This is a genomic window from Micromonospora mangrovicola, assembly GCF_047200535.1.
Classification (GTDB): domain Bacteria; phylum Actinomycetota; class Actinomycetes; order Mycobacteriales; family Micromonosporaceae; genus Micromonospora.
The window spans coordinates 54,328-72,812 of sequence record NZ_JBJZOG010000008.1 but is presented as its reverse complement, the minus strand read 5'-3'; the positions used below and the strand labels follow the sequence as shown (position 1 = coordinate 72,812).

Genomic DNA, 18,485 nt, shown 5'->3' with positions numbered 1-18,485 from the left:
ACTCTTTCCAGTGGTACGACGCGCGCTGCCGGAGCGCACCTGTGTGGGCTGCCGGAGGCGAGCGCCGGCCAGCGAGTTGCTGCGGATCGTCGCGGTGGGCGACGAGGTTGGTCATTACAGCCTCCGACCCGATCCGGCCCGCAGACTGCCGGGTCGGGGAGCGAACATGCACCCGGATCCGGCCTGCTTCGCGCAAGCGGTGCGGCGGCGCGCCTTCGGGCGAGCGCTGCGTGTCACCGGGATCGTCGATCCCGGTGCGCTGGCGGAGCACGTTGACGCGCAACCCCCGACGACCGGTCAACCCGACCGGTCGAGGGTCGCTAGCAAGGTAGGACGACCGACATGAGCACACGATGAAGTCGCAGAAATGACCAGGCTTCAAGTGCACGAGTGAGGTCGCTGCGGGTGCTGCCCGCACGACCTCGGAGTGAGGAGTGCAGTGGCAGGAAAGGCCCGCGTACACGAGCTTGCCAAGGAGCTCGGGGTCGAAAGCAAGACCGTTCTCGCCAAGCTCAAGGAGATGGGCGAGTTCGTCAAGTCCGCTTCCAGCACCGTCGAGGCGCCCGTCGCCCGGCGGCTGCGGGGCGCGTTCGTAGCGTCCGCCGGTTCGTCGGCGCCGGCGGCCCCGCCGGCCGCCGCGCCCAGCCCGGCACCGACCCCGACGCCAGGCCCGACCCCGGGTGCACCCCGGGTCGCGGCCAAGCCCATGCCGCCCCGGCGGCCGGGCCCGACCCCTGGGCCGAAGCCCAAGGGTCCGGTTCCGGGTCCGCCGCAGCCGGCCGCCCCGGTGGCCAAGCCGGCGAGCGCGCACGACATCGAGGTGGCGGCCGCCGAGGCGCGTGCCGCCGCGCTGAAGGCTGAGCAGGAGGCCGCGGTCAAGGCCGCTCAGGCCGCCCGCCAGCAGCAGCGCGAGAACGTCCGCCGGGAGCCCCCGACCGAGGGTGGTGTCCGTCCCGGCCCGCGTCCGGGTCCGGCCGCGATGCCGCCCCGTCCGGGTTCCCCGGCCGCCGGTCGTCCCGGCGGGCCGACCCCGGGTCCGGGTGGGCGTCCGGGCGGTCGTCCGCCGGCGCGCGGCGCCGGCAACAACCCGTTCGGCATCCAGGGCGGCCAGCAGCAGCGGCCGCCGGCCGCCGGTGCCGGTGGCCCGCGGCCGAGCCCGGCGTCGATGCCGCCGCGGCCCAGCCCGGCCTCGATGCCGCCGCGGCCCAGCCCGGCCTCCATGCCGAGCCAGCGTCCCGGTCGCCCCGGCGGCCCGGGTGCGGGTCGTCCCGGCGGTGGGGCCGGCCGCCCCGGTGGTGGCGGCGGCTTCCGCGGCGGCGGCGGTGGCGGTGGCGGTGGCTACCGCGGCGGTCCCGGCGGTGGCGGTGGCGGTGGCTACCGCGGCGGTCCCGGTGGCGGCGGCGGTGCTCCCGGCGGTGGCTTCCGTCCGGGTGCCCCGGCCGGCGGCGGTGGCCGTCCGGGTGGTGGCGGTCGTGGCCGTGGCGGCGGCGCCGCGGGTGCCTTCGGGCGTCCGGGTGGCCGGCCGACCCGTGGTCGCAAGTCGAAGAAGCAGCGCAGACAGGAGTTCGACAACCTGTCGGCCCCGACCATGTCCTCGGGTGCCCCCCGGGGTCAGGGTCAGGTCGTCCGGTTGTCCCGTGGCGCCTCGCTGTCGGACTTCGCCGACAAGATCAACGCCAACCCGGGCTCGCTGGTCCAGGAGATGTTCAACCTGGGCGAGATGGTGACCGCGACCCAGTCGTGCTCCGACGACACCCTGCTGCTGCTGGGTGAGCACCTCGGCTTCGACGTGCAGATCGTCAGCCCGGAGGACGAGGATCGCGAGCTGCTCGCGCAGTTCAACATCGACCTCGACGCGGCAGTGTCGGAGGACCGCCTGGTCAGCCGTGCGCCGGTGGTGACCGTCATGGGTCACGTCGACCACGGTAAGACCAAGCTGCTCGACGCGATCCGCAAGGCGAACGTGGTGGCCGGCGAGGCGGGTGGCATCACCCAGCACATCGGCGCGTACCAGGTCCACGTCCCGCACGAGGGCGAGGACCGGGCGGTGACCTTCATCGACACCCCGGGTCACGAGGCGTTCACCGCCATGCGTGCCCGTGGTGCCCAGGTGACGGACATCGTGGTGCTGGTGGTCGCGGCCGACGACGGCGTGATGCCGCAGACCATCGAGGCGCTCAACCACGCCAAGGCGGCTGAGGTGCCGATCGTGGTCGCGGTCAACAAGGTCGACAAGCCGGAGGCCAACCCGGACAAGGTCCGCCAGCAGCTGACCGAGTACGGCCTGGTCGCCGAGGAGTACGGCGGCGACACCATGTTCGTCAACGTGGCCGCGAAGCCGGGCATCGGCATCGACGCCCTGCTGGAGGCGGTCCTGCTGACCGCCGACGCGTCGCTGGAGCTGACCGCTCCGGTCGACGGGCCGGCGCAGGGTGTCGCGATCGAGGCGCACCTGGACAAGGGCCGCGGCGCGGTGGCGACCGTGCTGGTGCAGAAGGGCACCCTGCGGGCCGGCGACTCGATCGTCGCCGGTGGTGCGCACGGCCGGGTCCGGGCCATGCTGGACGAGAACGGCAAGCCGGTCGACGAGGCCGGTCCGGCGCGTCCGGTCATGGTGCTCGGTCTGACCACGGTGCCGGGTGCGGGTGACACGTTCCTGGCGGCCGAGGACGACCGGACCGTGCGGCAGATCGCCGAGCAGCGGCAGGCGCGACGGCGGGCGGCGGCATTCGCCAACTCCCGTGGCCGGGCCACCCTCGAGACGCTCATGGAGCAGCTCAAGGAGGGCGAGAAGACCTCGCTCAACCTGGTGCTCAAGGGCGACGTCTCCGGTTCCGTGGAGGCCCTCGAGGACGCGCTGTTCAACCTCGACATCCCGGAGGAGGTCCAGCTGCGGATCATCCACCGGGGCGTGGGTGCGATCACCGAGAGCGACGTCATGCTCGCGAGCGCCTCGTCCGAGGCGGTCACGATCATCGGCTTCAACGTGCGGGCCGCGAACAAGGTCCGCGAGATCGCCGACCGCGAGGGCGTGGAGATCCGGTACTACACGGTCATCTACCAGGCCATCGAGGAGATCGACGCCGCGCTCAAGGGGCTGCTCAAGCCGGAGTACGAGGAGGTCGAGCTGGGGACCGCGGAGATCCGCGACATCTTCCGCTCGTCCAAGATCGGCAACATCTCCGGTTGTATCGTCCGGTCCGGCATCATCCGCCGCAACGCCAAGGCGCGGCTGCTGCGGGACGGGGCGGTCGTGGCGGACAACCTCACGATCAGCTCCCTCAAGCGGTTCAAGGACGACGCGACGGAGGTCCGCGAGGGCTTCGAGTGTGGTCTGACGCTGGGCGGTTTCAACAACGTCCAGGTCGGCGACATCATCGAGACCTTCGAGATGCGGGAGAAGCCGCGCGCCTGAGCGGCGTGAACGACCGGTCGACGGCCGGGGCCTGCGGGCCCCGGCCGTCGCCGTCTCCGCAGGCTGGGACAATCTCCGGCGTGCTCAGGTACGCGCTGCTCCTCGCCCCGTCCACCAACCGTGTCTACGCCGACGCCGCCGGCCGGCTCGCCCGCGCCGAACTGGAGATCTTCGCCGGCTCGGGGGTGCTCGACGCGCCCCCCGTGGACGCCGCGGTGGAGCGGATCGGCGGAGTGGAGTACCTGACCTTCGCCGCCCCCGGCACCGGCCTGGGCGGGCGGGACCTGGCCCACCTGGCGAACCTGTCGGCGGCGTACGCGCTGTTCGAGCGGGTGGGGGAGGACCTGCTGCGGCCGGTGCCGCTGCGTCCCCTCGCCCGGTACGACTCCGACCTGATCACCATCCCCAAGTACGCCGGTAAGACCAACGAGCAGTTCACCCGGCTACTGCTCAACGCCACCCTGCTCGCGTCCGCCTCGGCCGGGGCGATGCTGGACCGGCAGTTGGTCGTCCTCGACCCGCTCTGTGGCCGGGGCACCACCCTCAACCAGGCCCTGATGTACGGCTACGACGGCATCGGCGTCGAGCACGACGGCAAGGACATCGACGCGTACGCGGCGTTCCTGCGTACCTGGCTGCGGCGCAAGCGGCTCAAGCACACCGCCGAGACGGTGCCGGTGCGCCGGGACCGCAGGCTGGTGGCCCGCCGCTTCGAGGCGGTGCTCGCTCCCTCCCGCGACGAGCACCGGGCCGGGGCGACCCAGCGGGTCACCGTGCTGCACACCGACACCACCCGGGCCCGGGAGGTGCTGCGCCCCCGCTGCGCGGACGTGATCGTCACCGACGCCCCGTACGGGGTGGCCCATGGCAGCCGCACCGGGCAGGGCCTGTCCCGGAGCCCGCTGGACCTGCTCACCGCCGCCGTGCCGGTCTGGCGGGAGCTGCTGCGCCCCGGCGGGGCGCTGGGTCTGTCCTGGAACACCCACGTGGCGCCGCGGGCCGCCGCCGAGGCGGTGCTGGCCGGTGCCGGCCTGCGGGTGGTGGACGGGCCGGGCTACCTCGGGCTGGCGCACCGGGTCGACCAGGCGATCGAGCGGGACGTGCTGGTGGCGGTCGACCCGGGGACGACTCCGGCCGGGCACGTCTGACGCCGCGCAGCGACCTGGAGTCGTCGGTGGAAAACGGGTGACCGGAGCGTTGCCCTGCCGTACCGTTGCTCGCCGTGTACACGGGAACCGCGCACTTCGACCTGTTGCTGCCGGGGGACTCCCGGTCCCTGAAGGCCAAGCGGTCGTACGTCCGGCCGATCGTCGCCGCGTTACGCCGGTTCGAGGTCTCCGCCGCCGAGGTCGGGGCGCTCGACCTGCACGGTCGGGCCCAGATCGGGGTGGCCGTGGTGGCCGCCGAGGCGGCGCACGTGCGGGAGGTGCTGGACTCCTGCGAGCGCCTGGTCGCCGGCCGTCCGGAGACCGAGCTGCTCTCGGCCCGCCGCCGGCTGTACGGCGCGGAGGACTGACCCCCGGGCAGCCGCGTCGGGACGGGCCCCGTTACCCCGCGGGGAGCGTTGAGCGGGCGCCCTTTGCAAGCCGACGGCCCCGCGCGGGGGCCGGGATCGCGCAGGTAGTGTTCGAGGGGTTGGGCGGTCGGGCCCGACGGCAGGCACGCCGTCGCCTCCGGCCGTGAGCAGGGTGACCCTGGAGGTGGGGGACATGACGGATCCGGCCAAGGTACGCCGGCACGCGGAGCGCATCCGTGAACTGGTCGCGTCGGTGGTGCGGAGCCAGATCAAGGACCCCCGGCTCGGCATGATCACCATCACCGACGCGCGGATCACCGCCGACCTGCGCGACGCCACCGTCTTCTACACGGTGCTCGGCGACGCGGCGGCGCAGGCGAGCACGGCGGCCGCGCTGGAGAGCGCCAAGGGCATGCTGCGCAGCACCGTCGGTAAGGCGCTCGGGCTGCGCCACTCGCCGACCCTCACCTTCGTCCTCGACGACGTGCAGGACCAGGTCAAGCACATCGACGACCTGCTGGCGGCGGCCCGTACCGCGGACGCCGAGGTGCAGCGGCTGGCCGCCAGGGCGCAGTACGCGGGCGAGGCCCAGCCGTACCGGCTGGACGGCGAGGACGCCGAGGACTCCGACGAGGAGACCGAGGACGACGAGCCGCGCGGCGGCGACCACCGGTGACCGGTCCCGCCGAGGGCGGCACGCCGGCCGGTGCCGGCCCGACCGACACCGACTGGGCGAGCGCCGTCGCAGCGGTGCGTGAGCTCCCCGTCGACGCGCGGGTGCTGCTGATCTGCCACGTCAACCCGGACGGCGACGCGCTGGGCAGCATGCTCGGGTTCGGGTTGGGCCTGCGCCGGCTCGGCGTAAGGCAGCTGCAGGCGACCTTCCCCGGGCCGCCGGGGGTGCCCGAGCCGTTCCGCTGGCTGCCCGGGCTGGAACTGCTGGTTCCGGAGGACGAGGCGTATCCGGACCCGGACCTGGTGATCTGTTTCGACGTGGCGAGCGAGTCCCGGCTGGGTGACCTGGTCGACCGGCTGGACAAGGCCGGCGCGGCGCTGGTGCTGGACCATCACGCCTCGAACACCCGGTTCGGTGGGATCCACCTGGTCGATCCGCACGCGGCGGCCACCTCGGTGGTCGCCGAGGGGTTGCTGGACCGGCTCGGGGTGGCGCTGGACGCGGGGATCGCGGCCTGCTTCTACGTCGCGCTGAGCACCGACACCGGCTCGTTCCGGTTCGAGGCCACCACCCCGGCGGTGCACGAGACGGCGGCGCGGCTGCTGGCCACCGGCATCCGCCCCGGCGACATCTCGCGACGGATCTTCGACACCCGACCGTTCGGCGCGGTCCGGCTCTTCGGCGAGGTGCTGGTCCGCGCCCGGCTGGAGCCGGCGGCCGCCGCCGGGCGCGGCCTGGTCTGGACGTACGCCACCCAGGAGGACCTGGCCCGGCACGACCAGCCGGCGTACGTGCTGGAGGCACTGATCGACTCGGTCCGCTGCACGGCGGAGGCGGACGTGAGCTGCGTGCTGAAGCAGGTGTCCGCGGCGGAGTGGGCGGTCTCGCTGCGCAGCAAGGGCGCGGTGGACGTCAGCGCGGTCGCGGTGGCGCTCGGTGGTGGCGGTCACCGCTTCGCGGCCGGGTTCACCGGGCGGGGCAGCGTCGACGAGGTGGTGGACCGGATCCGCGCCGAACTGGGCGGTGCCCTGCTGGCCGGCTGAGATCAGGGACGGCTCCGGGGCGTGCGGGTCTTCCCGCGCTGTGTGACGCTGGGGACAATCGGGAGATGGATCATCCCCGAGAACTCGCCGTCGAAGCGCCCCGAGTCTGGGACCGCCCGGTCGTGTCCGTGCCGGTGCTGATCTGCCTCTCCCTGGTCGGGGGCCAGTTGCCGTCCTTCTCCGCCGGGGCCAACCTCTACACCCTCGGCACCGGTGGCGCGCTGATCTGGGTCGGCCTCAGCAACCGGGTGCCCCGCCGGCCCGCGCCCCGCCGGTTGCCCGGGGGCGCGGTCTGGTGGCTGCTGCCGGTGACCGTCTTCGGGGTGTTCGAAGGGGTGACCTTCTTCCTGGCGGCGGGCGACGAGTTTCCCACCTTCTCCCGGCTGGCCGACCCGTTCCTCGAGGACGAGCTGGTCCGGTCGGCGGCCTGGTTCGCCTGGCTGTCCGCGTTCTGGGGACTGGTCCGGCGATGATGCGCGCCCTGGCGATCGGCGGTTTCGCGATCGCGCTGCTGCTCTTCGCGGCTGTCGAGTGGGCCGCCCGGCGGGAGGGCTCGCGGATCCCGTCCCTCGCCGACGTCTGCGCCTTCGTGATGCGATACGAGGTCGGCCCGGTGCCGGTGGGCCGGATCGGTCTGTTCGGCTTCTGGTGGTGGCTGGGCTGGCACTTCCTGGCCCGCTGACGTCGGCTCCAGCGTCGCCCGGCGGCCGTCGCCCGTTGTCCGTATCGCGGGAACACTGGGCAGCATGTGGAAAATTAACGTTAACTTGGGTTTCGTGACCGGCGCTTCGACGCTGGTCACGGGCGGTGGCGCCACACCCGGTGCCGCCACCCTCCAGGGTCAGACCGACCCGGGCTCACGACGCCCGGCGAGCCGCTCCGGTGATCCCGGACCGCTGCCCGGCGCTCAGCAGGCCGACGGCTCCAGGCCGGGGCGCGCCGTCAGACGCGCCGAGCCGGAGTGGTCGCACGCCCGTAGGGCCACCGCGTCGGTGGTCCGCACCCTGGAAGGGACCTCCCATGGCGACCAAGCGCAAGCCGCAGACCGAGACCACCGCCGACGAGGCGCGCGAGCAGATGCGCCGCGCGCTGCAGACGTCGATGGACACCCGTCAGTGACGCAGGCCGTCCGGCGGTGACGTCGGGTCAGACGACGTCACCGCCGCACCGGTCACCCGCGTCTTCCTGCGAGACGCCCGGCGCTACCGTCGCCCGGTGCGCCGCATCCTGATCGTCGGCAGCTCGGGCGCCGGAAAGAGCACCCTCGCCCGTGAGCTCGCCCGCCGGCTCGACCTTCCCCTGATTCACCTCGACCGGCACTACTGGCGTCCGGGCTGGGCCGCCCCCGCCGACGCCGACTTCCGCGCCGAGGTGGCTGCGCTCGCCGCCCGCCCGGTCTGGGTGATGGACGGCAACTACGCCAGCACTCTCGACCTCCGCCTGCCCCGCGCGGACCTGCTCGTGCTCTGCGACCCGTCCCCGCTGCGCTGCCTCGTCCGGGTGCTCCGCCGGCGTTGGACGCACCGGGTCACACCCCGACCGGACCTCCCCGAGGGGTGCCCCGAGCAGATCGACGTCCAGCTCCTCCACTACGTCTGGAGCTATCCGCGCCGCTCCCGCCCCCGGGTCCTGGCCGCCGCCCGGGTCCTGGCCCCCACCCTGCCGCTGATCCGTCTCCGCACCCCCCGCGACATCCGCCACTTCCTGGCCACGCTGCCCGACGCGCCTCGTTACGCCGCCGGGCGGCCGGCTCCTCCCGGCGCGCATAGGTAAGTGATGCAGCCGCTTGCATCCCTTACCTGGCGCGTGCCAGGATCGGCGGCGATGAGCCAGACCGCCGCCGCCACCGCGCCTGCCCCCGCCGCCTCCCCCCGGCGGATCGCCGCGCTCGCCCTGCCCGCCCTGGTGGTGCTCGCCGCCGAGCCGCTCTACGTCCTGGTCGACACGGCGGTGGTCGGTCACCTGGGCCGGGTGCCGCTCGCCGCGCTCGCCGTCGGCGGCACGGTCATGACGCTGACCGCCTGGATCGGCACCGTGGTCGCGTACGGCACCACCGGACGGTCGGCCCGCCGCTTCGGCTCGGGGGACCGGTCCGCCGCGGTGGCCGAGGGCGTCCAGGCGTCCTGGCTCGCGCTGACCGTCGGCGTGCTGGTCGCCCTCGCCATCGGGATCGGGGGCGGTTGGCTCGCGCGTACCCTCGTCGGCGGCCCCGGGGCGGTGGCCGACGCCGCCGCCGGCTGGCTGCGGATCGCCGCGCTGGGCGCGCCCGGGCTGCTGCTCGCCGCCGCCGGCAACGGCTGGCTGCGCGGCATCCAGGACACCCGGCGCCCGCTGCTCTTCGTGCTCGCGCCCAACCTGCTCTCGGCGCTGCTCTGCCCGCTGCTGGTCTACCCGGCCGGGCTGGGGCTGGCCGGTTCGGCGGTGGCGAACGCCGTCGCGCAGACCCTCTCCGGCGGCCTCTTCGCGGCGGCGCTGATGCGCGAGCGGGTCGCCCTGCGCCCCCGGCCCCGGATGATCCGCCAGCAGCTCGTGCTCAGCCGGGACCTGCTCATCCGGGGCGTCGCCTTCCAGGCGAGCTTCCTCTCCGCCACCGCGGTCGCGGCCCGGTTCGGCGCCGCCGCGGTCGGCGCCCACCAGATCGCCGTACAGCTGTGGTTCTTCACCGCCCTGGTGCTGGACGCCCTGGCGATCGCCGCGCAGGCGCTGATCGGTGCCGCGCTCGGCGCCGGCGACGCGGCCGGTGCCCGGTTCCTCGCCCGTCGGATCGCCCTGCTCGGCGGTCTCTGCGGCGTGGTCTTCGCGGTGCTGATCGCCGCCGGCGCCGGCCTGGTGCCGTCCTGGTTCACCGCCGACCCGCAGGTACGCGAGCAGGCGATGATCGCCTGGCCGTGGTTCGTCGCGCTCCAGCCGATCGGCGGCGTGGTGTTCGCCCTCGACGGCGTGCTGATCGGTGCCGGGGACGTCCGCTACCTGCGCAACCTCACCATCGTGGCGGCGCTCGGCGGCTTCCTTCCGGCGATCTGGCTGGCCTACGGGCTCGACCTCGGCCTCGGCGGGATCTGGGCCGGGCTGACGCTGTTCGTGGTCCTCCGGCTGGCCGCGTTGCTGCTGCGGCTGCGCTCCGGCGGCTGGGCGGTGGTCGGCGCGGTCCGCTGACCACCACCGCCGTCGCCGTCAGCATCCGGACCCGGTTCCCGGTTCAGCAGGTGTCCGGCAGGTCCAGGGCCTTGTCCGGGTCGAAGACCGCGTCCGGGTCGGGGTCGGGGTCGTCCGCGCCGCTGTAGCTGGGCGCGCCCAGGTCGAGCAGGCCCTCGTCGAAGGCCGCGCAGTCGATGTTGGCGGCGTAGGAGTCCGCCTGCTCGATCCACAGCCCGTTCGAACCGCGGTCGACGTCGTCGGGATGCGGCACGCTCCAGACGACTGTGTCGTGTACCACGACCACCCCGTCGCCGGGCACCCTGCTGTCGGTCTCGAAGGCGTACGCCCAGACGAAGTTGGTGGTCACCGCCAGGATCCGGATGCCGTCGGCGTCCCTGGTGGCCCGGTAGGCGATCCGGCCCTTCGCCCGGGGCTGATCGGCGGTGAGCCGGGCGCCGGGCGCCAGCCGGGTGGCGTACGCGGCGAATTTGTCGGAGGCGAAGTCCTTGCGCAGGTCGGCGCGGGCGTCCGGGGCGAACTGCCGGATCAGCGGCTCGGCGTCCCGCGTGGTCATGAACCGGCGGTCCAGCCGCGCGGTCACCAGGGCCGTGCGAACCTTCGCCAGGGCGGCGGCCACCTGCTTCCCGGTGAACGGGCCGGTCCGCTTCGCGGCCGGCAGGGCGATCCCCGCCTGCCCCTGCGGGAACGCGGCGGCCGGGGTGCCGTCGAACGGGTCGGTCACCAGGGGCGGCGGGGCGGACGTGCCGGCCTGCTCGCCGGCCGGCTGGCTGATCGTCGGGTACACCACCACCGGCCGCCCCCGGGCCTGCGGCATCGACACCAGCACGGCGCCGCCGACCACCCCGACGAAGGCGAGCAGCAGCAGCGCGGTCGCGACACCAAGCAGCTTGCCGGAGTGGCGGCTCAGTCGGAGCCGTAGCCGGGCGGCGCGGCTCGACCCGGCGTCGACGCCGGGCCGGCGCAGCCACTCCGGGGCCGGCCCCGGCCCGTCGCCGGGGATGAACGGCGGGTCGGGGTTACGCGGTGCTGCGGAGTCCGGCCGATCGTTGGTCATCGCGGTTCCCGGTGCGCGAAATGGGCGAGGTGTCCCTGACTGTGACACCTCGTCGCGTCGCGCGGTATCCCCCGCCCGGACCGGGACCGGGGTCTGGCAGGCTTGGCGGCCGTGAGCACAGACGGTCTGATCGTGGTCGACAAGCCCGCCGGCATGACGTCGCACGACGTGGTGGTGCGGATCCGGCGGCTGGCGCGTACCCGGCGGGTCGGGCACGGCGGCACGCTCGACCCGATGGCCACCGGGGTGCTGGTGATCGGGGTGGGTCGGGCCACCCGGCTGCTCACCTACGTGATCGGTGCGGGCAAGAGCTACACCGCGACGATCCGGCTCGGTCAGGCCACCGTCACCGACGACGCCGAGGGCGAGGTGCTCGCCACCACCCCCACCAGCGGGATCACCGACGACGCGGTCCGGGCGGCGCTCCTCGCGCTCACCGGCGAGATCGACCAGGTGCCGAGCGCGGTCAGCGCCATCAAGATCAACGGTGAGCGGGCGTACAAGCGGGTCCGGGAGGGGGAGAGCGTCGAGCTGCCCGCCCGCCGGGTCACCGTCTCCCGGCTCGACGTGCTGGCGATCCGCCGCGACAGCCCGGACGTGGTGGACGTGGACGTCGACGTGACCTGCTCGTCCGGGACGTACATCCGGGCCATCGCCCGGGACGCGGGACTGGCGCTCGGGGTCGGCGGCCACCTGACCGCGCTGCGCCGCACCGCGGTCGGCGGCTTCCCGCTGGCCGAGGCGGCCACCCTGGACGAGCTCGAGCAGCGCGCGCCCGACGTGGTCAACCTGCCGCTGGACGCCGCCGCCGACCGGTTCTTCCCGCGCCGGGACGCCACCGCCGAGGAGGCGAGGATCCTCTCCCACGGCGGTCCGCTGAACCCGGCCGACATCGCCGGGCCGTACGCGGTGTTCGGCCCGGACGGCGGGTTGATCGCTATCGTCAGCGAGCGGGACGGCCGGGCCCGCGCGGAGATCGTGCTCGCCCCGGCCTGACGGCCGCGGCGTGGAGCACCAGGGCGAGCAGGGGAGGAGCGGGAATGCAGCGGTGGCGGGGGTACGAGGCGGCACCCGGTGGCTGGGGCCGTTCGGTGGTCACCATCGGCGTCTTCGACGGGGTGCACAAGGGGCACCAGGCCACCATCGGCCACGCCGTCGCGCGCGCTCGGGAGCTGGGCGTCAAGTCGGTGGTGGTCACGTTCGACCCGCACCCGGCCGAGGTGGTCCGGCCCGGCTCGCACCCGGCGGTGCTCACCGAGCCGGCCCGCAAGGCGGAGCTGATCGAGGCGCTCGGCGTCGACGTGCTCTGCGTGGTGCCGTTCACCCCGGAGTTCTCCCGGCTGCCCGCCGAGGCGTTCGTGCACGACATCCTGGTCGAGCACCTGCACGCCGCGCTGGTGGTGGTCGGCGCCAACTTCCGATTCGGGCACAAGGCGGCCGGCGACGTGGCCCTGCTGGAGCGGCTGGGCCGCACCTTCGGCTTCGCGGTGCAGGGTGCCCCGCTGGTGGCCGAGGCGGGCACGGTCTTCTCCTCCACGTACATCCGCTCCTGCGTCGACGCCGGGGACGTGGCCGCGGCGGCCGCCGCCCTCGGCCGCCCGCACCGGGTGGAGGGCGTGGTGGTCCGCGGCGACCAGCGCGGACGTGAGCTGGGTTACCCCACCGCCAACCTGCTCTGCCACCGGTACGCGGCGGTCCCCGCCGACGGGGTGTACGCCGCCCGGCTGGTCCGCCGTGGCCGGGAGCCGCTCGCGGCGGCCGTGTCGATCGGCACCAACCCGACCTTCTCCGGCCGTGAGCGCCGGGTGGAGGCGTACGCGCTGGACTTCACCGGCGACCTGTACGGCGAGCGGCTGGCTCTGGACTTCGTGGCACACCTGCGGGAACAACGGACGTACGACGCGATCGAGCCGTTGGTGGCCCAGATCGCCGAGGACGTCGAGCGGACCCGCCGGGCGCTGGGCTGAGTCCCGCAGGCCCGCGCCCGGGGCGTCGCACGGCCCTTCACCGGGTGCTTTCCGGCCGGGCTGGTAGTCTGGCAGGGACGTCGGCTGACCGACGCGGGGCCTCGCGTGCCTGCACGACGCCGCGGGTGCGAGGAACCGGTCCGTCCCCGGTCGCTCCGACCGCTCTGACGGACCTCATCGAACGACCCACGAAACAAGGGAGAACATGGCGCTCGACCAGGAAGCCAAGGCCAAGATCCGCGCGGAGTACGCGACCGCCGAGGGCGACACCGGTTCGCCGGAGGTGCAGGTCGCGGTCCTGACCAAGCGGATCGCCGAGCTCACCGAGCACCTGAAGGTGCACAAGCACGACCACCACAGCCGCCGCGGGCTGCTGCTGCTGGTCGGCCGCCGCCGTCGGCTGCTCAACTACGTCCAGAAGAAGGACATCAACCGCTACCGGTCGCTCATCGAGCGGCTCGGTCTGCGCCGGTGACGTGACGGGGGAGTGGCCTGCGGGCCGCTCCCCCGTTCCGGTGCCACAAGTAAACAGGGCCGCGCGACGACCCGAGTAGGGAGCCGGTCAGCGTACCGGTCTCCGGTAGTGGCCTCCGGGCACCCCGGCATCATGCCGGCCACCCGGGCGCTTCGATCGAAGACCGGCCGTCTGAGCAGCTCCCCGTGTCGTGGGCCCCCGACGCGAAGGAGCACGACAGCACCATGACCGAGACCAACCTCGGCACCGAATCCCGCACCGCCGTGATCGACAACGGGTCCTTCGGCACCCGTGAGGTCACCTTCTCCACCGGGCGGCTGGCCCGCCAGGCCGCCGGCTCCGTCATCGCCCAGCTGGGCGAGACGGTCGTCCTCTCCGCCACCACCGCCGGCAAGCAGCCGAAGGAGCAGTTCGACTTCTTCCCGCTGACCGTCGACGTCGAGGAGCGGATGTACGCCGCGGGCCGGATCCCCGGCTCGTTCTTCCGCCGCGAGGGCCGCCCCAGCGAGGACGCGATCCTCACCTGCCGGCTGATCGACCGGCCGCTGCGCCCGTCGTTCGTCAAGGGCCTGCGCAACGAGGTCCAGGTCGTCGAGACCGTCCTCGCGCTCGACCCGCAGCACCCGTACGACGTCGTGGCGATCAACGCCGCCTCGATGTCGACCAAGCTCTCCGGCCTGCCGTTCTCCGGCCCGATCGGGGCCACCCGGATGGCGCACGTCGACGGCCAGTGGGTCGCCTTCCCGACCCACGACGAGCTGGAGCGGGCCACCTTCGACATGGTGGTGGCCGGCCGCGCCCTGCCGGACGGCGACGTCGCGATCATGATGGTCGAGGCCGAGGCCACCCCGAACACCGTGAAGCTGGTCGCCGACGGCGCGCCCGCCCCGACCGAGGAGGTCGTGGCCAGCGGCCTGGAGGCCGCCAAGCCGGCCATCCGCGAGCTGTGCCGGGCGCAGAGCGAGCTGGCCGAGGTGGCCGCCAAGCCCGTCGCCGAGTTCCCGGTCTTCCTCGACTACCAGGACGACGCGTACGAGGCGGTGGCCCAGGTGGCCCGCGCCGAGGTCGCTGAGGCCCTCCAGATCGCCGGCAAGGCGGCCCGCGAGGAGGCCCTGGACCGGGTCAAGGCCAAGGTCGCCGAGGAGCTGGCCCCGCGCTTCGAGGGCCGGGAGAAGGAGCTCTCCGCCGCGTTCCGCTCGCTGACCAAGTCCGAGGTCCGCAGCCGGGTGCTGCGCGAGCAGGTCCGCATCGACGGCCGCGGCCCGCGCGACATCCGTCCGCTGACCGCCGAGGTCGGCGTGCTGCCGCGGGTGCACGGCTCGGCGCTGTTCGAGCGGGGCGAGACCCAGATCCTGGGCGTCACCACGCTGAACATGCTGCGCATGGAGCAGTCGCTGGACACCCTCTCCCCGGAGAAGTCCAAGCGCTACATGCACAACTACAACTTCCCGCCGTACTCCACCGGTGAGACCGGCCGGGTCGGCTCGCCGAAGCGGCGCGAGATCGGCCACGGCGCGCTGGCCGAGCGGGCGCTGATCCCGGTGCTGCCCTCGCGCGAGGAGTTCCCGTACGCCATCCGCCAGGTCTCCGAGGCGCTCGGCTCCAACGGCTCCACCTCGATGGGCTCGGTCTGCGCCTCGACGCTGGGCCTGCTCTCGGCCGGTGTGCCGCTGAAGGCGCCGGTCGCCGGCATCGCCATGGGCCTCATCTCCGACGAGGTCGAGGGCAAGACCCAGTACGTGACGCTGACCGACATCCTCGGCGCCGAGGACGCGTTCGGCGACATGGACTTCAAGGTCGCCGGCACCCGGGAGTTCGTCACCGCGCTTCAGCTCGACACCAAGCTCGACGGCATCCCGTCGGACGTGCTGGCCGCCGCGCTCCAGCAGGCGCACGAGGCCCGGCAGACCATCCTCGACGTGATGCAGTCGGCGATCGAGGCGCCGGCCGCGATGAGCGACTACGCCCCGCGGGTCACCACCGTCAAGATCCCGGTCGACAAGATCGGCATGGTGATCGGCCCGAAGGGCCAGACCATCAACGCCATCCAGGACGAGACCGGCGCCGAGATCTCCATCGAGGACGACGGCACCATCTACGTCGGCGCGACCAACGGCCCGTCCGCCCAGGCCGCGGTCGAGCGGATCAACGCGATCGCCAACCCGACCCTGCCGAAGATGGGCGACCGGTTCCTCGGCACCGTGGTGAAGACCGCCGCGTTCGGCGCCTTCATCTCGCTGCTGCCGGGCCGCGACGGCCTGCTGCACATCTCCAAGGTGGGCGACGGCAAGCGGGTCGAGAAGGTCGAGGACTTCCTCAACGTCGGCGACAAGGTCGAGGTGGAGATCGCCGACATCGACCAGCGCGGCAAGATCTACCTGGACAAGGTCCGGCCGGAGGGCGCCGAGGCGCCGGCCGCCGGCGAGGCCGCCGGTGGCGAGCGTCCGGCCGGCCGGGACCGGGGCGACCGTGGCCCGCGCGACCGGGGCGACCGCGAGCGCGGCGGCCGTCCGGAGCGCGGCGAGGGCGGCGAGGGTGGCGGCGAGTCCCGCCCGCGTCGCCGGACCCGGCACAGCTGATCCACCGACCGGCCGGGTGACGTCGACGGCGTCGCCCGGCCGGCCTCCGGCTCCAGATGCCGGCGCGGCGTGAGACGCGCCGGGCTGGAGCCGTCGCTCGTTCACCAGCGCACCACCCACCCCTCGTCGAACTGGGAGCAGGTTTTCGTGAGTCGGACCCGGCGTTCGTCCTATCCGGCGGCTCGACGGGGGGTGGCGTCGTCCGGCGGCGGTGCGACCCGGGCGGTCACCCGTACGCTCAGCGAGGACCCGCTGGGCGGCACCGCCCGCCGTACCGTCCTGCCCAGCGGCCTGCGCGTGCTGACCGAGGCGATCCCGGCGATGCGCAGCGTCTCGTTCGGCGTCTGGGTCGCGGTCGGCTCGCGGGACGAGACCGGGCCGCAGGCCGGCGCGGCGCACTTCCTGGAGCACCTGCTCTTCAAGGGCACCCGGAAGCGCACCGCGCTGGACATCTCCGCCGAGATCGAGGCGGTGGGCGGCGAGACCAACGCCTTCACCACGAAGGAATACACCTGCTACTACGCCCGCGTGCTGGACGAGGACCTGCCGCTGGCCATCGACGTCATGTGCGACCTGGTCGCCGACTCGGTGCTGGATCCCGCCGACGTGGAGACCGAGCGGGGCGTCATCCTCGAAGAGATCGCCATGCACGACGACGAGCCCGGCGACGAGGTGCACGACCTCTTCGCCCGCGCCGTCTACGGCGACCACCCCCTCGGCCGGCTGATCTCGGGCACCGAGGAGACGGTCACCCCGATGTCCCGGCGGCAGATCCAGAGCTTCTACCGCCGCCGCTACACGCCTCCGCAGATCGTCATCGCCGCCGCCGGGAACCTCGACCACGCCGCCGTGGTCAAGCTGGTCCGGCAGGCGCTGCGCGGCACCCCGCTGGACACCGGCCCGGCGGTGCCGGCCGAGCACCGGCCGGCCGGCCCGGCGGTACGCACCAGGCCGACCGCCACCCTGGTCGAGCCGAAGGAGAGCGAGCAGGCGCACGTCATCCTCGGCTGCCCCGGTATCGACCGGCTCGACGAGCGGCGCTTCGCCCTCGGCGTGCTCAACAACGTCCTCGGCGGGGGCATGTCCAGCCGGCTGTTCCAGGAGATCCGCGAGCGGCGCGGCCTGGCCTACTCGGTCTACTCCTACGCCAGCCAGTACGCCGACAGCGGACTGTTCGCCGTCTACGCCGGCTGCGCGCCGGGCAAGGTGGACGAGGTGCTGGAGCTGACCCGGGCCGAGCTGGCCAAGGTGGCCGCCGGCGGGATCACCGAGGCGGAGCTGGCGCGGGGCAAGGGGATGAGCAAGGGTTCCTTCGTCCTCGGCCTGGAGGACACCGGTTCCCGGATGAGCCGGCTGGCCAAGGGCGAGCTGCTCTACGGCAACCTGATGCCGGTGGACGAGCTGCTCGCCCGGGTCGACGCGGTCACCCTGGACGAGGTGAACAAGCTCGCCGCCGAGCTGCTCGGCCGGCCGATGTCCCTCGCGGTGGTCGGCCCGTTCGACGAGTCCGCCTTCGCCTGACCCGGCCCGCCGGCCGGCCGACCCGTCCCCGCGCTGCGCCGGGTCGCGCTGCCCGCCGGCCGACCGGTGCTCGGCAGTCTCGGGATGCGGCAGGTCGCGGAGTCCTTCGGCGAGGTGGGCCCGGATCGCCGCAGGCCGAGTCGATCACGGTGCGCCCGGGTGGGACGGTGGGCCGTCCGGCGCGAGGGCGGCGTCCCGATTGGGATAGGTTGTGCCCCGTGACTGACGAGCAGGAGAAGAGCCCGGCCGAGCCGACCCGCGTCGGTGTGCTGGGCGCCCGCGGCCGGATGGGCATGGAGGTCTGCAAGGCGGTCGACGCGGCCGCCGACCTGAACCTGGTGGCGACGGTCGACCAGGGCGACGGCCTCGCCACCACGTCGGCCGCCGAGGTGGTCGTCGACTTCACCACCCCCGACGTCGTCATGGACAACCTGCGCTGGTGCATCGACCAGGGCATCAACGTGGTGGTCGGCACCACCGGCTTCACCGAGCAGCGCCTCGACCAGGTGCGCGGCTGGCTGGAGCGCAAGCCCCGGGTGGGCGTGGTGATCGCGCCGAACTTCGGCATCGGCGCGGTGCTGATGATGCAGTTCGCCGCGAAGGCGGCCCGCCACTTCGAGTCGGTCGAGATCATCGAGCAGCACCACCCGCGCAAGCTGGACGCCCCCAGCGGCACCGCCACCCACACCGCCCGGCTGATCGCCCGGGCCCGCGCCGAAGCCGGTCTCGGCCCCGCGCCGGACGCCACGAAGGACGAGGTGCCGGGCGCCCGCGGCGCCGAGATCGACGGGGTACGCGTGCACGCCGTCCGCGCGGCCGGCCTGGTCGCCCACCAGGAGGTGCTCTTCGGCACCACCGGCGAGACGCTGACCATCCGCCACGACTCGCTGGACCGGGCCTCCTTCATGCCCGGGGTGCTGCTCGCCGTGCGCGCGGTGCGCAACCGGCCGGGCCTCACCGTCGGCCTGGATGCCCTGCTCGACTGAGCCACCCCACCCGGCCCCGACGCGGCCGCCCGCCCGCCGCCCGCCCGCGGCGTGGACCTGGTCGGCCTCAACTGCTCCACCGGCCCGGCCGCCC

The 18,485-nt window shown here is 73.8% G+C and carries 17 protein-coding genes; 16 read left to right on the top strand and 1 reads right to left on the bottom strand.

Annotation, left to right across the window (positions count from 1 at the left end; translation table 11 throughout):
• The first annotated feature begins 10 nt into the window (after window positions 1–10).
• The 10 genes from ACL02O_RS05565 to ACL02O_RS05520 all read left to right on the top strand — a co-directional run bounded on the left by ACL02O_RS05565 (window position 11) and on the right by ACL02O_RS05520 (window position 9,806).
• Window positions 11–346: a YlxR family protein gene (locus tag ACL02O_RS05565; RefSeq protein ID WP_412816853.1), complete on the top strand. Its 336-nt coding sequence runs from the start codon at window positions 11–13 to the stop codon at window positions 344–346.
• 93 nt (window positions 347–439) lie between these two features.
• A complete protein-coding gene (infB, locus tag ACL02O_RS05560) occupies window positions 440–3,415 on the top strand; it encodes a translation initiation factor IF-2 (RefSeq protein WP_412816852.1) in 2,976 nt (991 codons plus the stop codon).
• 80 nt (window positions 3,416–3,495) lie between these two features.
• Complete coding sequence (locus ACL02O_RS05555) at window positions 3,496–4,563, top strand: TRM11 family SAM-dependent methyltransferase (protein ID WP_412816851.1); 1,068 nt, start codon at window positions 3,496–3,498, stop codon at window positions 4,561–4,563.
• Between the two features lie 74 nt (window positions 4,564–4,637).
• Window positions 4,638–4,931 (top strand): DUF503 domain-containing protein, encoded by a 294-nt coding sequence (locus tag ACL02O_RS05550; protein WP_412816850.1) that lies wholly within the window; start codon window positions 4,638–4,640, stop codon window positions 4,929–4,931.
• Window positions 4,932–5,124: 193 nt separating this feature from the next.
• The gene (rbfA, locus tag ACL02O_RS05545; protein ID WP_412816904.1) at window positions 5,125–5,607 is read left to right on the top strand and encodes a 30S ribosome-binding factor RbfA; all 483 of its coding nucleotides are present in this window, start codon (window positions 5,125–5,127) and stop codon (window positions 5,605–5,607) included.
• Window positions 5,604–6,650 carry a DHH family phosphoesterase gene (locus ACL02O_RS05540; protein ID WP_412816849.1) on the top strand — a complete coding sequence of 349 codons (1,047 nt, stop codon included), beginning with the start codon at window positions 5,604–5,606 and terminating at the stop codon, window positions 6,648–6,650. Before rbfA ends, ACL02O_RS05540 begins: the two co-directional genes overlap by 4 nt.
• Window positions 6,651–6,715: 65 nt before the next feature.
• Entirely contained in the window at window positions 6,716–7,123 is a 408-nt protein-coding gene (locus ACL02O_RS05535) for a hypothetical protein (RefSeq protein ID WP_412816848.1), read from the top strand.
• Window positions 7,123–7,332 carry a DUF6186 family protein gene (locus ACL02O_RS05530; protein WP_412816903.1) on the top strand — a complete coding sequence of 70 codons (210 nt, stop codon included), beginning with the start codon at window positions 7,123–7,125 and terminating at the stop codon, window positions 7,330–7,332. Before ACL02O_RS05535 ends, ACL02O_RS05530 begins: the two co-directional genes overlap by 1 nt.
• Window positions 7,333–7,865: 533 nt before the next feature.
• On the top strand, window positions 7,866–8,423 hold the full coding sequence (locus ACL02O_RS05525; protein ID WP_412816847.1) for a P-loop NTPase family protein: 558 nt from the start codon (window positions 7,866–7,868) through the stop codon (window positions 8,421–8,423).
• A 51-nt stretch (window positions 8,424–8,474) separates the two neighbouring features.
• Complete coding sequence (locus tag ACL02O_RS05520; RefSeq protein WP_412816846.1) at window positions 8,475–9,806, top strand: MATE family efflux transporter; 1,332 nt, start codon at window positions 8,475–8,477, stop codon at window positions 9,804–9,806.
• Between the two features lie 43 nt (window positions 9,807–9,849).
• Here the strand turns inward: ACL02O_RS05520 and ACL02O_RS05515 are convergent, their stop codons facing one another.
• Window positions 9,850–10,863, bottom strand: coding sequence for a hypothetical protein (locus tag ACL02O_RS05515; RefSeq protein WP_412816845.1), 1,014 nt, complete (start codon window positions 10,861–10,863; stop codon window positions 9,850–9,852).
• 111 nt (window positions 10,864–10,974) lie between these two features.
• Between ACL02O_RS05515 and truB the strand changes: the two genes are divergently transcribed.
• The 6 genes from truB to dapB all read left to right on the top strand — a co-directional run bounded on the left by truB (window position 10,975) and on the right by dapB (window position 18,391).
• Window positions 10,975–11,859, top strand: a complete 885-nt coding sequence (gene truB / locus ACL02O_RS05510) for a tRNA pseudouridine(55) synthase TruB (RefSeq protein ID WP_412816844.1) — start codon at window positions 10,975–10,977, stop codon at window positions 11,857–11,859.
• A gap of 44 nt (window positions 11,860–11,903) precedes the next feature.
• Entirely contained in the window at window positions 11,904–12,830 is a 927-nt protein-coding gene (locus ACL02O_RS05505) for a bifunctional riboflavin kinase/FAD synthetase (RefSeq protein WP_412816843.1), read from the top strand.
• 205 nt (window positions 12,831–13,035) lie between these two features.
• Entirely contained in the window at window positions 13,036–13,305 is a 270-nt protein-coding gene (gene rpsO, locus ACL02O_RS05500) for a 30S ribosomal protein S15 (RefSeq protein WP_043962418.1), read from the top strand.
• 224 nt (window positions 13,306–13,529) lie between these two features.
• A complete protein-coding gene (locus ACL02O_RS05495) occupies window positions 13,530–15,884 on the top strand; it encodes a polyribonucleotide nucleotidyltransferase (RefSeq protein WP_412816902.1) in 2,355 nt (784 codons plus the stop codon).
• Window positions 15,885–16,031: 147 nt separating this feature from the next.
• Window positions 16,032–17,405: a M16 family metallopeptidase gene (locus ACL02O_RS05490; RefSeq protein ID WP_412816842.1), complete on the top strand. Its 1,374-nt coding sequence runs from the start codon at window positions 16,032–16,034 to the stop codon at window positions 17,403–17,405.
• A 218-nt stretch (window positions 17,406–17,623) separates the two neighbouring features.
• Complete coding sequence (gene dapB, locus ACL02O_RS05485) at window positions 17,624–18,391, top strand: 4-hydroxy-tetrahydrodipicolinate reductase (protein WP_412816841.1); 768 nt, start codon at window positions 17,624–17,626, stop codon at window positions 18,389–18,391.
• The last annotated feature ends 94 nt before the right edge of the window (window positions 18,392–18,485 follow it).